The sequence below is a fragment of the Halovivax ruber XH-70 genome, assembly GCF_000328525.1.
Classification (GTDB): Archaea; Halobacteriota; Halobacteria; order Halobacteriales; family Natrialbaceae; genus Halovivax; species Halovivax ruber.
Map to the genome: position 1 here is coordinate 1,764,200 of NC_019964.1, position 14,754 is coordinate 1,778,953.

The 14,754-nt window shown below is 61.9% G+C and carries 11 protein-coding genes, 2 tRNA genes and 2 rRNA genes; 3 read left to right on the forward strand and 12 right to left on the reverse strand.

Features of this window, described 5'->3' with window-relative positions; translation table 11 throughout:
* Positions 1 to 4: 4 nt before the first annotated feature.
* The 5 genes from HALRU_RS08325 to HALRU_RS08345 all read right to left on the reverse strand — a co-directional run bounded on the left by HALRU_RS08325 (position 5) and on the right by HALRU_RS08345 (position 7,484).
* Positions 5 to 2,924: ribosomal RNA gene (locus tag HALRU_RS08325) — 23S ribosomal RNA — on the reverse strand.
* A gap of 228 nt (positions 2,925 to 3,152) precedes the next feature.
* Positions 3,153 to 3,224 (reverse strand) — tRNA-Ala (locus HALRU_RS08330).
* A 117-nt stretch (positions 3,225 to 3,341) separates the two neighbouring features.
* Positions 3,342 to 4,815 (reverse strand): 16S ribosomal RNA (locus tag HALRU_RS08335).
* Together the 16S and 23S rRNA genes with 1 tRNA gene alongside form the textbook arrangement of a ribosomal RNA operon.
* Before the next feature lie 1,295 nt (positions 4,816 to 6,110).
* Positions 6,111 to 6,185, reverse strand: a tRNA-Glu gene (locus HALRU_RS08340).
* Between the two features lie 87 nt (positions 6,186 to 6,272).
* The gene (locus tag HALRU_RS08345) at positions 6,273 to 7,484 is read right to left on the reverse strand and encodes a cell envelope integrity protein TolA (RefSeq protein WP_015300963.1); all 1,212 of its coding nucleotides are present in this window, start codon (positions 7,482 to 7,484) and stop codon (positions 6,273 to 6,275) included.
* 162 nt (positions 7,485 to 7,646) lie between these two features.
* Here HALRU_RS08345 and HALRU_RS08350 point away from each other — a divergent pair, with 162 nt between their 5' ends.
* Entirely contained in the window at positions 7,647 to 8,225 is a 579-nt protein-coding gene (locus tag HALRU_RS08350) for an MBL fold metallo-hydrolase (RefSeq protein ID WP_015300964.1), read from the forward strand.
* A gap of 56 nt (positions 8,226 to 8,281) precedes the next feature.
* On the opposite strand, the gene HALRU_RS08355 is transcribed toward HALRU_RS08350, so the two are convergent.
* From HALRU_RS08355 to rpl7ae, 6 genes are all read right to left on the reverse strand, one after another.
* Positions 8,282 to 8,551, reverse strand: a complete 270-nt coding sequence (locus HALRU_RS08355; protein ID WP_007704825.1) for a DUF5827 family protein — start codon at positions 8,549 to 8,551, stop codon at positions 8,282 to 8,284.
* A gap of 142 nt (positions 8,552 to 8,693) precedes the next feature.
* A complete protein-coding gene (gene sod / locus HALRU_RS08360; protein ID WP_015300965.1) occupies positions 8,694 to 9,296 on the reverse strand; it encodes a superoxide dismutase in 603 nt (200 codons plus the stop codon).
* A gap of 218 nt (positions 9,297 to 9,514) precedes the next feature.
* Positions 9,515 to 9,979 carry a nucleoside-diphosphate kinase gene (ndk, locus tag HALRU_RS08365; protein WP_015300966.1) on the reverse strand — a complete coding sequence of 155 codons (465 nt, stop codon included), beginning with the start codon at positions 9,977 to 9,979 and terminating at the stop codon, positions 9,515 to 9,517.
* Positions 9,976 to 10,413, reverse strand: coding sequence for a 50S ribosomal protein L24e (locus HALRU_RS08370; protein WP_015300967.1), 438 nt, complete (start codon positions 10,411 to 10,413; stop codon positions 9,976 to 9,978). The genes ndk and HALRU_RS08370 overlap by 4 nt, the downstream gene beginning before the upstream one ends.
* A gap of 2 nt (positions 10,414 to 10,415) precedes the next feature.
* Positions 10,416 to 10,640: a 30S ribosomal protein S28e gene (locus HALRU_RS08375; protein ID WP_007704793.1), complete on the reverse strand. Its 225-nt coding sequence runs from the start codon at positions 10,638 to 10,640 to the stop codon at positions 10,416 to 10,418.
* A gap of 11 nt (positions 10,641 to 10,651) precedes the next feature.
* The gene (gene rpl7ae / locus HALRU_RS08380) at positions 10,652 to 11,014 is read right to left on the reverse strand and encodes a 50S ribosomal protein L7Ae (RefSeq protein ID WP_007704790.1); all 363 of its coding nucleotides are present in this window, start codon (positions 11,012 to 11,014) and stop codon (positions 10,652 to 10,654) included.
* A 315-nt stretch (positions 11,015 to 11,329) separates the two neighbouring features.
* On the opposite strand from rpl7ae, the gene tmcA reads away from it, so the two are divergent.
* Positions 11,330 to 13,651 carry a tRNA(Met) cytidine acetyltransferase TmcA gene (gene tmcA, locus HALRU_RS08390; protein ID WP_015300968.1) on the forward strand — a complete coding sequence of 774 codons (2,322 nt, stop codon included), beginning with the start codon at positions 11,330 to 11,332 and terminating at the stop codon, positions 13,649 to 13,651.
* Positions 13,652 to 13,658: 7 nt separating this feature from the next.
* Here tmcA and HALRU_RS08395 read toward each other — a convergent pair whose 3' ends face one another.
* Positions 13,659 to 14,444 carry an SDR family NAD(P)-dependent oxidoreductase gene (locus tag HALRU_RS08395; protein ID WP_015300969.1) on the reverse strand — a complete coding sequence of 262 codons (786 nt, stop codon included), beginning with the start codon at positions 14,442 to 14,444 and terminating at the stop codon, positions 13,659 to 13,661.
* A gap of 144 nt (positions 14,445 to 14,588) precedes the next feature.
* Here HALRU_RS08395 and HALRU_RS15695 point away from each other — a divergent pair, with 144 nt between their 5' ends.
* The gene (locus HALRU_RS15695; protein ID WP_015300970.1) at positions 14,589 to 14,753 is read left to right on the forward strand and encodes a hypothetical protein; all 165 of its coding nucleotides are present in this window, start codon (positions 14,589 to 14,591) and stop codon (positions 14,751 to 14,753) included.
* The last annotated feature ends 1 nt before the right edge of the window (position 14,754 follow it).

Sequence of the window (14,754 nt, forward strand, 5' to 3'; positions counted from 1 at the left end):
TTATGAATGGTGGCTCGACCGATTAGTGCTCGCGGGCTCAACACCTCGTTGCCTCGGTGCGTACACCCCGAGTCTATCGAACTCGTCTTCTACGAGTGGTCTCGGTGGCTCCTCTTTTCCAGGTGGGTTTCGAGCTTAGATGCGTTCAGCTCTTACCCCGTGGTGCGTGGCTGCCCGGCACGTGCTCTCTCGAACAACCGGTACACCAGTGGCACCCATTCGTAGTTCCTCTCGTACTATACGAACGTTCCCGTCAGGAACCGTAACACCCCCAATAGATAGCAACCGACCTGTCTCACGACGGTCTAAACCCAGCTCACGACCTCCTTTAATAGGCGAACAACCTCACCCTTGCCCGCTTCTGCACGGGCAGGATGGAGGGAACCGACATCGAGGTAGCAAGCCACTCGGTCGATATGTGCTCTTGCGAGTGACGACTCTGTTATCCCTAAGGTAGCTTTTCTGTCAGCAATTGCCCGCATCAAGCAGGCTAATTGGTTCGCTAGACCACGCTTTCGCGTCAGCGTCCGTCGTTGTGCCGGACACTGTCAGGCTTCCGTATGCTCTTGCGCTCTGTCTCGGGTCTCCGACCCGAGTGAGGAAACCTTGGTGCGCGCTCGATATCTTTTCAAGCGCGTACCGCCCCAGTCAAACTGCCCGGCTACCGGTGTCCTCCGCCAGGAGTGAGAGTCGCAGTCACTACCGGGTAGTATTTCAATGATGCCTGGGTGGCCCGCTAGCGCGGGTACCTCTGTAATGGCTCCTACCTATGCTGCACAGTAGCGACCACGTCTCAGCGACAGCCTGCAGTAAAGCTCTATAGGGTCTTCGCTTCCCCTTGGGGGTCTCCAGACTCCGCACTGGAACGTACAGTTCACCGGGCCCAACGTTGGGACAGTGGCGCTCTCGTTGATCCATTCATGCAAGCCGCTACTGAAGCGGCAAGGTACTACGCTACCTTAAGAGGGTCATAGTTACCCCCGCCGTTAACAGGTCCTTCGTCCCCTTGTACGGGGTGTTCAGATACCTGCACTGGGCAGGATTCAGTGACCGTACGAGTCCTTGCGGATTTGCGGTCACCTATGTTGTTACTAGACAGTCGGAGCGCCCGAGTCACTGCGACCTGCCCCATTGCGGGGCAGGCATCCCTTATTGCGAACGTACGGGACTAACTTGCCGAATTCCCTAACGTCGGTTGATCCCGACAGGCCTTGGCTTTCGCCGCCACGAGTACCTGTGTCGGATCTCGGTACGGACAGTGTGCTCGTCTTTTCACGGGCTCTAGGTTGACTCAACTTGCGCTATCCTGCCGTTCGTTCGCTTCGTGCCATTACGGCTTCCACGAACTTTGACAGTTCGACCGGGCGAAAGCCCGGCTTGAGCGACCCCAAAGCGTCGACTTTTGATGCACACCGGCACAGAAATATTAATCTGTTTCCCTTTCGACTCACTCGAGTTGCGGTGAGACTTAGGACCGGCTAACCCTCAGCTGATTAGCATTGCTGAGGAACCCTTACTCGTTCGGCCGTCGGGGTTCTAACCCGACTAACGCTGCTACTATGACCAGGATTTTCGTTACCGCACGGTCCACACGAGATCTCTCCCGTGCTTCCGCCCGAACGGAATGCCAACCTACAGGATCACCACTATGGGTGGTGCCGCCAGGTCTCGGTGGTGGACTTGAGCCCCGATCATTTTCGGCGCCGCAAACCTCGGCCGGTAAGCTATTACGCTTTTCTTAGAGGGTAGCTGCTTCTAAGCTCACCTCCCGGCTGTCTAGGGCTTGCGACCACCTTCGATCGCACTTAGTCCACACTTGGGGACCTTAACCCAGCTCTGGGTTGTCTCCCTCACGGTACACAGGCTTACCCCGCATACCGGACTCCCTGCGTCAACGGCGTTCGTAGGTTCGGAGTTGGACAGGGTGGCGAACTCCTCTCGGAGGCCGGTCACCCAATCCGTGGCTCTACCCCACGAACTACCTCAGCAGAGGTCATGCTTCGACATGTTTCGGTTGGAACCAGCTGTTTCCGGACTCGATGGGCCTTTCACCCCTAGACATAGGTCACGCGAGGGTGTTGTAGGACACCAACGCTAACAGGCCTCCACGTGCCTTTCGGCACGCTTCACCTTGCCCACGCCTAGATCGTCCGGTTTCGGGTCGTGCCCGTCTGACTCCCCGCGCTTGAACACGGTGGCCCTCACGCAAAGCGCTGCGGCCGTATCGGTTTCCCTACGCCTTCCCCGATGATCGGGTTAGACTCGTCAAACAGGCACACTCCCTGGTTCGTTTTTCAAAACGTACGACGGAACACCGGCTTCCTGACCGACCTACTGGAGACTCGCGTCTCGGTCGTTTGGGTCAGGACCTTTCGTGCCCCGTCGCTCTATCGCCAACTGATTTCACGCCCTATTGCACCTCCCTTTGTGGGGTGCTTTTCAGCGTTCGCTCACGCTACTTGTTCGCTATCGGTCTCGAGGAGTGTTTAGTCTTCGCGGTCGATGCCCGCGATCTTCACGAGGGATATCCAACCCCCGATACTCTGGAGCTGACGCACAACGTACTACACTACAGTACGGGACTGTCACCCTGTTTCGTACTCCATTCCAGGAGATTTCTTGTAGTAGGTCCGATGCTGAAAGTCAGTCCGAACACCACATTGCCCGAAGGCTTCGGTTTGGACTGTGTCGGGTTCACTCGCCGTTACTAACGACATCGCGACTTGCTTTCTCTTCCTGTCGATACTGAGATGTTTCAGTTCTCGACGTTCCCTATTGCGCAAAGCAATTGCAAAGAGGATTCCTATTCGGAGATCCCAAGTTCTTCCCCTCCGTGCGGGTCCCTTGGGCTTATCGCAGCTTGGCACGTCCGTCATCGGCTCTCGAGCCGAGCGATCCACCAGCTGGCACAGTAGCCACGTTCGTCGGATCGGAAATCACGCTGTCCGAAGACAGCGATCAGTAACCCGGAGAACGGGTCCAGTGGACGCCTGGACTACACGTACACACGGTCTCATCTGCAAACGCCTGTGACTGCAGGCGTGCATTAACCCTTCCCACTCACGCTTGCGCGGAGTGGTGCATCGGTTCTTCGGATTCGATCATCGGGCCGTCCCCCACTTAAGGGGCACGATCCGCGATCGTCCGAGTCATGGACCCACTGGGATTCGAACCCAGGGCATCCTCCTTGCAAAGGAGGCACTCTCCCACTGAGCTATGGGCCCACCCCTCGATCACGAGGGGCTCTAGCCTCGACAGTTCTAAGGTGCCCGATCGGCCGAGAACGGCGATCGCGCGAAAGCGGACCAAGTGGGCTGGGGCGTCGCCCCAGTCCCGGTCTGTGGAGGTGATCCAGCCGCAGATTCCCCTACGGCTACCTTGTTACGACTTAAGCCCCCTTGCGAAGCCCAGATTCGACTGCCATACCGGCAGCCTCATCCGGACCTCACTCGGGTGCTTTGACGGGCGGTGTGTGCAAGGAGCAGGGACGTATTCACCGCGCTCTTCTGAAGCGCGATTACTACCGAATCCAGCTTCATGCGGACGAGTTTCAGTCCGCAATCCGAACTACGATCGAGTTTCGGAGATTAGCGCCCCCTCTCGGGGTGGCATCCCACTGTCTCGACCATTGTAGCCCGCGTGTCGCCCAGCACATTCGGGGCATACTGACCTACCGTTGCCCGTTCCTTCCTCCAGTTTGGCACTGGCAGTCCGCCTAATGTACCCAACCACCTCAAGGGTGTTGCTGGCAATTAGGCGTGCGGGTCTCGCTCGTTGCCTGACTTAACAGGACGCCTCACGGTACGAGCTGACGGCGGCCATGCACCTCCTCTCAGTAGCTCTAGTAAGCTCATCACACTGACCGTCACAGCTACTGTCGATGCTGGTGAGATGTCCGGCGTTGAGTCCAATTAAACCGCAGGCTCCTCCGGTTGTAGTGCTCCCCCGCCAATTCCTTTAAGTTTCATCCTTGCAGACGTACTTCCCAGGCGGTCTGCTTCACGGCTTCCCTACGGCACAGCACAGGCTCGTAGCCTGTGCCACACCTAGCAGACATCGTTTACAGCTTGGACTACCCGGGTATCTAATCCGGTTCGTGACCCAAGCTTTCGTCCCTCACCGTCGGATCCGTCTTTCCAGAGCGCTTTCGCCACCGGTGGTCCGTCCAGGATTACAGGATTTCACTCCTACCCCAGACGTACCCTCTGGATCTTCCGGTCCCAAGCCGAACAGTTTCCACCGGACGCCCGCACGTTAGGCGTGCGGATTTCCCGATGGACTTGCCCAGCCGGCTACGGACGCTTTAGGCCCAATAATAGCGGTCATCACTCGTGCTGCCGGTATTACCGCGGCGGCTGGCACCGGTCTTGCCCAGCACTTATTCTACCACCTCCTTACGGTGGTGAAAAGCGAGGACTGTATGCCCTCGCACTTGGAGTCCCCCTATCGCACTCGCGTGCAGTGTAAAGGTTTCGCGCCTGCTGCGCCCCGTAGGGCCCGGAATCTTGTCTCAGATTCCGTCTCCGGGCTCTTGCTTTCACAACCCGTACCGATTATCGGCACGGTGGGCCGTTACCCCACCGTCTACCTAATCGGCCGCAGCCACATCCTGTCGCGCCTGAACGTTTCGGGCTCGCGCCAACTCCAGGCAGCGAGCCGTATCCGGGATTAGCCTCAGTTTCCCGAGGGTGTCCCGATCGACAGGGTAGTTTGGCCACGTGTTACTGAGCTATCTGCCACGAGTCTGAACTCGTGCGACTAGCATGGCTAAATCGGACTCCAATAGCAATGACCTCCGGCAGGATCAACCGGAATGCTATTCCCCGACAAAACTGTCGGGGTCTGGCGGTGAATGGTATCGCACACTCACACATTGCGTGGTCCGTTCGGCGACCAGATCGGAACCGACCGATCGAGCGTCACCGAACTGTCGAGGCTAACATCAGATCCCATCTTAACGGCGGACCGCAGGGGTGGAATCCTCATCTCCTTCGGACGTATTCGTAATCCGTGAGAGGTACTTAACCCCTTCGGACCCGAGCCGTCCAATCACCGGCACATCCAACGCGCCGGCGATCATCCGTTTGCATTCCATCCGAGCCCTCTCGAACACTTAAGGGCAACGGATCGAGGCGCGCCGGATTTCGCAGCCGGCGACGCCATCGTGGATCCGATCCTTGACCCCGGTTGCATATAAGGGGATCGATGCCCGGTCGCCGTGACCGGGTCGGACTCCGTTACCGAGCGACGGCCGAGCCGTCGATCGAGGGCGGATGGTTCCTGCCTCCGTGCCGGGATACGGCCGGAGGGAGTGGCGCGGTGCGCCACGTCCTTCGCATTCATTTGGAAGCCCGGGCGCCTATATAAGGCCGTCGAACGAATCGCGCTCCGGGTCCCGCTACCGTGGTACGGTTGGACACGAAAACAGACCGACTCGACAGTATTTGAATATCGGTGCGACGGAAAACGACTGGCCGGCCAGAGCACGAATGGCGAGGTTGCCAGCAGATAACCACGCCGATACCCCGGTCAGCTATCTCTCTCACTGAATTGCAGGCACCGACGATCACTCGTGGTGAGGTTCGTGAGCGAATTCGATAGATCGGCGTGCATGCGAGCCAGGTCGATCACACACCCGCTCACGCACTAGCCCATCGGACCCTTTCCCGTGTGCGGTGATCACCGCCGATGAACGACTACTGCGGATCGATGGTGAGAAAGATAGCCACTTGCTGTGGCTGGACATTCAACCATCGAGTGGAGTGCTGGTGCCCACTGGATCAATGTGGCCGAGCATCCACTGGCACGTGCCTCGAGCTCCAAGTGGGGCGCCGGACCAACCGTACCCCACAACAACGGGTACACCGGAGGTGGCCGATCATGGCTTCGTCGATGGATGGAGGGCAGTGTTCGAGCGAAAATCGATGCGGGTACCGTTCCAGAACGTTCTGCTGGTGGGGAATCGCCTATTCGACGAGCCGGCACACGGGCGCGGGTTCGACCGAGTAGCACTCCCGAATGAACCAGGGCCTACCGCGTTCGGTACGCTGGACCGACTGGCATCGGATCCAAAATCGACTACGCTCTTCGCGTCAAGACGTTCCGAGAAGTGCTCCGTCAGGGATTCGAACCCTGGTCCTTGCCGTGAGAGGGCAAGATGATTGGCCGGACTACACCAACGGAGCCAACCACACGTCGAACCCGTCGTCGGGGTCTCCGTGTCTACTACATCCTTGCGGAGAAGCCAGTTTAAGCGTTCCGTTTCTGGGCGCTCACTGTGACTCGGTTTCGTGGGGCGAACGGGCGGCTTCCGGTTCGAAGCCATCGAGGCTGATGATGTTCTCCCGACCGACTCGGAGTTTGCTGATCGTTCCCTCGGACTCCATCTCGGAGAGGAGCATACTTACCTTGGACTTCGACCAGTCGGTCCGTTCGACGATCTGGACCTGCTTCATCCGGCCCCCGTTCTCGGAGAGCAACGAGACGACGCGGTCCTCGTCCGTCATGAGTTCGGCGTCGGAGATGGCACTCACCGATTCCTCGTTCGTGTCCTCGGGTGCGTGTGTCTCGGTTCCGACGGTCGTGGATGATGGCCGACCCCCGTCGTCGGCAGTCGAACTGTCACCGAAGGGATGAGGCAGCGATGCGAGCGCATCGGGGAACCAGCCCCGCCTGGAGGCAACGAGAGCGAGCCCCACCATCAGGCCGATGCCGACGACGGCACCACCGATCGCAATTGGAGAGAAGAGGGAGTCTTGCCCGCTCGTAGCCCCCGCACTTCCCTCCGGAACGAGAACGACGTACGGTCGACCGCTGACGAACTCCCGTTCCCCACGCCAGACGACACGATCTCGTTCTTGCAGTTCCGGGAACTGGGCTTCCGGATCCGGATACACCTGATCGAACGCGAGGTTTTCACCGGCACGGATCGTCAACGTCTGATCGGCCATGATGTAGAACCCACCCTCGAAGACGTCGGAGACGACGACACGTTCGGACTCCGTCGCCGCGAATCCCTCCCACGTAAACGACATTCGGACGACGCCGGCCGTATTGACCGACCGCTCGACGCGTGCCGTTCGATTGAAGTCCGTCGCCGTCATCTCGCGATCGGTGTAGCGTTCACCGTCCGTGATGAGCGCAGACGCTTGCTCCGTGAACTTCGTGTAGAGGTCGGTCTCTTCGGACTCGAACCGATCCGCGTACGCTTCGAAGTTGTCCTCCTCCTCCGTCGACTCCAGCGTCCGTTCGTACTCGAAGGTCCACCTCGCCGACCCGTCCTCCTGGACGGTGATGTCGAACGTCGTTCGATCGAACTCCTGCGCTGTCGTCCCGACCGAAGAGTTGACCGCCGTCGGAGACGGACCCGCCTCGGGTGCAGGCGGTTGAGTTGATTCCTCGTCTAGCGAGACGAACGCCACGCTCACCACCAGGCCTGCTACCAGCAGCGAGGCGACGATTGCCACAGCGACCGACCGTTGCATTCGTCCGGAGTTCGCCGGGACCCCCCATAGAAGTTGTGAATCACCACACTGCAACCCGTTCACTTCGAAAAACTGAAGCGAATCACCGAGGTTGGCCGACACAATTGGGACAGCGATCGGTGAGACGACACGCACAAGCGGCTGACTCGCCAACACGCCGGCATGATCACGAACCTCGCCGCCGGAGAGTCGGTCTTTACGAGCAACGCGTTCCTCGTCGACGGTGACCGTCGCGTCCTCGTCGATACGGGTTCGAACTTCGACGTCGTTGCCAAGATCGAAGCACGGGTGGACGACCTCGACGCGGTCGTCCTGACCCACACGCATCCCGATCACGTCGGGAACCTGGCCGCCGTGACGGATCACTTCGACGTCGACGTCTGGGGGTACGATCCGTCGGCCAGGGGTGTCGACACCGAACTCGACGACGGTGCAACGCTTCCGATCGGCGATCACCAGTACACGGCCGTCCACACACCGGGTCACAAGGACGACCACCTCTGTCTGTACGCGAACGAGCCCGAGATTCTCTTCGCCGGCGACCTCGTCTTCGCGAACGGCGGGTTCGGTCGAACGGACTTACCAGAGGGTGACCGAACGGCGTTGATCGAGAGTATCGACAAGATCGAGTCGCTCGTCGACGAGTCGCTTCGAGCGCTCCACTCTGGACACGGAGCCAGCGTGACCGACGACCCCGCCGACCACGTTACACTCGCCGGACGGATGGCCCGACAGCACTGACCAGCCCGGTAGCGTCGCGACGAACACTTCCTGGCGTCGAACGAACATCGCAGAAGCTATTCGGCAGCCAATCCGTAGTAGCCGGGTTCGTCTTCGGTTCGCGGTTCGGCGACGACGAGGTCGTCGGCGTTGATCATGATCCACGGAATCGCCCAGTCCAGCAGGATATCTTCGGTCTCCCTGTCGAGTTCGGCCTCCGGTTCGAGCTCCTGGAGGAGTCTGGCGATCTCGTAGACGGTGTACATCTGCCCGGCCTCGAGGAGGTCGGACGGTTCGTAGAAATCACAGGGGTAGGTCGATTCGAACGCAGATTTCGGTCGTGGCATGCGAGTGGCTACGAACGGCCGGGTCCTAAAACTCCCGGCGGATTCTGGAGCCGGATTGGTAGTTTACCTGTCGCTGTGGGATCGGGGATCAGTGACACAGCGCGGACGGCAAAAATGCAGGTTCGAGAGCGGCGAGGCAGCGTTACTCGAAGTGGTCGAGGCACTTCTGGTACTCCTCGGCGACGGAGTCCCAGTTGATCACGTCGAAGAAGCTGTCGATGAAGTCGCCGCGGTCCGGGCCGTAGTCGTAGTAGTACGAGTGTTCCCAGACGTCGAGTGCGAGAATCGGGTGGGAGCCCCAGAGTGCACCCTGGTCGTGTTTGTCGACGACGATGTTACGGAGCTGCTTCGCAACGGGATCGTAGACGAGGAGCGCCCAGCCACCGGCGGCGCCGGCCGCGGCCTCGAATTCGCCCTTCCAGCCCTCGTAGGAGCCGAAATCCTCCTCGATACGGTCGGCGAGGTCGCCCTCGGGTTCGCCGCCGCCGTTGGGGGACATGTTCTCCCAGAACATCGTGTGGAGGTAGTGGCCACAGCCGTTGTGGGTCACGTTCCCGATGGCACCAGGCGAACTGCCGAAGTCACCGCTCTCACGGTTCTCGGCGAGGGTCTCTTCGGCCGCGTTCAGCCCGTTGACGTAGCCCTGATGGTGTGTGTCGTGATGCCAGGTGACGACTTGTTCGGAAATCGATGGCTCGAGTGCGTCGTAATCGTACGGTAGTGGTGGAAGTTCGTGTTCGGTCATTGTGGACACCCGGAGAGGTGTTCGTTCGCGCGAGTGTTAAACGTTGAGGAGTGAAACGATACCACGGCGCAACGGATCCGGCGATCGGATTCCCGCGAGCTCCTCACCAGGACCCACGACGGACCACGTGTTAACGGTTACACCGGCAACGGAGACGCGACGCTATCGAATCGGTTAGTTCGCACACCCAATAAGGGGCCGCAGTAATTCGAGGGCGACTACTCGTAGAGCCACGAGGCGTCGTGCTGATCGTACTCGATCAGCTCGTCCTCGTCGAAGTGGATCGCGATCTCGCGCTCGTTCGCGCCCTCGTCTTCGTTGTCCGCCGCGTGAACGACGTTCCGACCGAGGTCGAGTGCGTAGTCACCGCGGATCGTTCCGGGTGCCGCCTCGAGCGGGTCGGTCTCGCCGATCATCTGGCGAACCTGTCGCGTCGCATCCTGTCCTTCCCAGACCATGGGGACGACCGGGCCCGACGTGATGAAGTCGACCAGATCGTCGTAGAAGGGTTTGTCCTCGTGTTCCGCGTAGTGCTCTTCGGCCCGTTCGCGGGGCATGTTCTCGACGTTTATGCCGACGAGTTTGAGCCCGCGGTCTTCGAGTCGAGAGACGACCTCGCCCACGAGTCCGCGCGCGAAGGCGTCGGGCTTGACCATCACGAAGGTCCGCTCGTGGTCACTCATTCCTCGTCCTCCTCGGACTCGTCCGTGTCGGTTTCGGCAGCGTCGGTCTCGCCGTCTTCGACGTCGTCGGACTCGTCGCTTTCAGTGTCGTCGGACTCGGCGTCCTCGGCCTCGTCACCTTCAGCGTCGTCGCCCTCAGCGTCGGGAGTTTCGTCGTCAGCCGACTCGTCTTCGGTGACGGGTTCGGCCTCGGATTCCGAGGTATCAGCATCCTCCTCGACTGACTCCTCGGAAGCGGAATCAGGTGTCGACTCCTTGCCCCGACGGCCCTCTTCGGTCCACTCCAGATCGCGCGGTTCGCGACCGAGACGGTAGTTCTTCTCCGCCTTGGAGTCGACGAAGTGGAGCACGGTCCCGTCGGTCCGGACGTACATGATGCCCGTCCCGGGTTCGATCTCCTCTCCCGTGTAGTCACACGTGCGTTTCTCGACCATCGTTACTGTCCTCCGATCGAATCGGCCTCGCGGGCGGTCTCGCGCAGCTGGAGGACGTCCCCCTCGCGGACCGGCCCGAGGCAATTGCGAGTGATGATGCGACCCTGATTCTCGCCCTCCTGGATCCGACACTTGACCTGCATGGCTTCACCGTGCATGCCGGTCTTGCCGACGATCTCGATAACTTCGGCGGGCGTGGAGCCGCTTTCATCCTCTTCAGCGCTCATCCTCTCTCACCTCACTCGAGGTCCTCGATCTTGCCAGCGATGTCCTCGACATCGTCGTCGGCATCGCCGGTGTCGACGATTGCCGCGGCAGCGGAGCCGACTTCGAGGCCGGCGGCGTGGCCGACGTCGTCCTGGGTCTCGACGAAGACGACCGGAATACCCTTCTCGTCGGCGAGTTCCGGGAGGTGCATGACGATCTCCTCGGGGCTGACGTCTTCGGCGACGAAAACGAGGTCGGCGTTGCCGCGCTCGATCGCTTTGGTGGTTTCGTTCGTTCCTTTCTTTACGCGTCCTGTGTCTCGGGCAACCTCGAGGGCCTCTAAGGCATCCTCTTGAAGGTCGACCGGGACGTCGATCGTGACGTAGACTGACATTGGTTGTTCACCTCTCCTACGCGCGGGCTCGCACTCCCCTGCCGTCGGGGCGCGTGGTGTCCCCGTGCCAGACCGAGTCGATCCCGACTCCGGCGGAGTTCCTGTGCGGCTAGGAGCATCATCAACCCCGCGTAGGGTGTACTGCTCAGTAACGGTGCCCCCCATAAAAGCGTGTTCAAACATTCTTCGGGGTGACACGGATGCGCACGTCAGAAAGATACCCGACGGCGCGACGATTGCCGAACCGGACAGACCGGGAGACCCGGACAGACCGGAAGCGGTGGAATTACCGTCGGGCGGGCGCAATCGCGTGGTATGAACTCGGTGGCGCTCGCGGCGGACCTCGTGGCGGAAGCGGCGACCGTCGACGAGCGTCGCCTCCTCGTTCTCGCAGGCGACAGGGAGGTCGGCTACAGCCACCTCGAAGGGATCCTCGACACTCTCGACGTCCCGATCAGCCAGACCACGCTCGTCGGTCCCGACGATCGGCTTCGCTGTGAGCACCTGACCCAGTCGACGGCAGGCCGGCTCCTGGGAACGACCAGGGACGTCGTCGCCGTCGACGCACATCGGGCGTGCCGACCGAACGCACTCGGACGCGTCGTCGGCGCGGTCGACGGTGGTGGACTCGTGATCTTGCTCACACCCTCGCTCGAGACGTGGCCCGATCGCCGAGACGCGTTCGACGAGACGCTCGCGTCGCCACCGTACACCGTCGACGACGTCACCGGTCACTTCCGGAGACGGCTCGTCGAGACTCTCGAGACACATCCCGGAATCGGGATCGTCGACGTCGACGACGACCGCGTCATCCGAAGCGGGCGGACCGATCCAGCCCCTCAGCTGGCGTCGCAGTCGGATGAGCAGGGCGTTCCAGCCGACGCTGTCTTCCCCGATGAGGCGTTCGAGGCCTGTCTGACCGCCGACCAACGAGATACCGTCGCGGCCTTCGAGCCGTTCCTCGCGACGCCCAACCAGCAAACCGCGGTCGTCGTCGAGGCGGACCGTGGTCGCGGAAAGTCCAGTGCGGCGGGACTGGCAGCCGGTGCGCTCGCGGCGGCAGGGCTAGACGTCGCCGTTACCGCACCGTCGCCGGACGGTTGTCTCGAAGTGTTCGCCCGCGCTCGCGAACTCGCCGCCGATCTCGACTCGATTTCAGAGTCGGAAGACCCCCAGGAGGACGATCGTATCCATTCCACCATCACGACTGCTTCCGGGGGGCGAGTCCGGTTCGCGACCGCGACCGAGGTCGACTCGTGGATCGACGAACCCGATGTCGTCATCGTCGACGAAGCGGCCGCACTGCCCGTCTCGATACTCGAGACGACGCTCGCTGCGGAGCGAGTCGCCTACGCGACGACCGTCCACGGCTACGAGGGGACCGGTCGCGGATTCGACGTCAGGTTCCGCGATCGACTCGACGAGGGGGTCCACGACGTGCTCACGCGGTCGCTCGTCGAGCCGATTCGCTACGCTGCCGGCGATCCGATCGAGACGTGGGCCTTTCGCGTCCTCGCGCTGGACGCCCGGCCACCGGTCGAACCGCTGATCGCCGACGCGACCGTCTCGAACGTCAGCTACGAACACCCGGATCCCGCGGCGCTCGTCGCCGACGAACACCGCCTTCGAGAGACGTTCGGATTGCTCGTGCTCGCCCACTACCGGACCGAGCCGACCGACCTGGCCCGATTGCTCGATGCGCCGAACGTGACCGTCCGAACCCTGGAGCGAGACGGGCACGTCGTCGCCGTCGCGCTGCTCGCCCGCGAAGGGGGACTCGACGCGGACTGGCGCGCCGACATGTACGAGGGGGTGCGCATCCGCGGGAACATGATTCCCGACGTACTGACGAGCCAGCTCAGGGACGAATCGGCTGGCGCCCCGGTGGGCTACCGTGTGATTCGGATCGCGACACACCACGCCGTTCGGTCATGCGGCCTCGGCTCGCACCTGCTCTCGAAGATTCGGGAGGAAGTTGGGTCCGAAGCGGACTGGCTGGGTTCCGGATTCGGTGCGACGCCCGAACTCCTGCGATTCTGGCACCGAAACGGGTACGAGACGATCCACGCGTCGACGACGCGAAACGACCGCAGCGGTGAGTACTCCGCGATCGTCGTCCATCCGACGAGCGAACGTGGTGAAGCCCTCCGTGATCGCCACACGACCTGGTTCGCCCGCCGCCTTCCTGCGGTACTCGCCGACGCACTCGAGGACCTCGCGGTCGATACCGCCCGGGCGCTGCTGCGATCGATACCGGCAGCGGCCGTACCCGCACTCCCACGGGACCCCCACAGCTGGCGCGTCGTCGCCGGGGCCGCCTACGGACCCGGCCTGTTCGACGTCGATCCCGGTCCGTTCCGGCCGCTGATCGTCCGCGCGATAATCGAACAACCAGCGCTGCCCGGAGACGGGCTATCGACTCGCGAGGAGCGATTGCTCGTCCGTCGGGGCCTCCAGGCACGAGCCTGGTCGTCGGTGGCCGACGAACTCGGCTACCACTCGACGGGCCAGTGTATGCGATCGTTCGGTGACGCCCTCACACCACTCGTCGATCACTACGGGACGGACGCCCGATCGGTCGGCGACGACGCCGCCGAAACGGTTCGTGCGCTCCGAACGCGATTCGACGGCGAATAGGCGTCCGTCAGGAGAGCAGTCGTCGGGCGATCGACTCCGGGAGCAGCCAGAACAGCAGCGCGATCAGTCGCCATCGGCGGGTGACGTAGGCGTGCGTTCGACGAGATTCGATCGCGCGATGAATCTGTGCGGCGGCCGTCTCCGGCGAGCACACCCAGAACAGCTCCTCCCCCAGCGCCATGTCGGTGTCCACGAATCCGGGCTCGATGGTCGTGATAGTGACGTCGGCCGCGTTAGCAGCCTGTCGGTGACGAAGCCCCTCCAGGTACCGGCTGACGAACGCTTTCGAAGCGTTGTACGCCGGCGCATCGGGACTACCGAACCCGGCCGCGACCGACGAGATGCCGACGAGGTGCCCGTCGATGGGCGCGTCCGGGGTCGGTCGTCGGTCGGTCGATGCAGACTCGGACGTGGCCTCGATACCGGCGCGTTCGAAGTACTCGATCGCGGCCGTCGCGAGGGCCGTAAAGCCGGTAACGTTCACGTCGATCGTCTCCCGTTCCGTCTCCCAGGAGAGGTCACGATTGATCGAACCGGCACCGGCCGAGAGCACGACGAGTTCGACCCGGTCCATCGCCGCCGTAAGTTCGAAAAACGCCTCGCGAGCGGCGTCGGGTTCCGTGACGTCCATCGTCGCGACGGCCGCCTTCGTTGGGAGCGCTTCGCCGATCTCGACCATGCGATCGGTCCGGCGAGCGGCGAGCCCGATTTCGTACCCGTCCGACGCGAGACGGCGAGCGAGTGCCTCGCCGATCCCCGACGACGCACCGACGATGATCGCCCCACGTGTCATGGCGAGTCGTTCCGGGTCCACGGCCAAAGCTGGTTTGGCTACCTGTATCGAGGGCCGCACGCCACTGCTCGGGGCCATAACCGACCTCACGCCAGAATCAGTCCGACCGAAACCTCTGACTGTGACGGCCACGTACGCTTGCGCATGGACTGTGCCGAAGACGACTGCGATCGGCCCGCAGTCGTCGAGCTTCACGTGCCGTGGGCAGAGAACCGCCTCGTCTGTGCGGCCCACGCGCGTGTGCTCGGCCGTCAGGATGGCGTCGTCGCCGATCCGAAGCCGGACGCCGACGACGAATTACTCGGCTGAG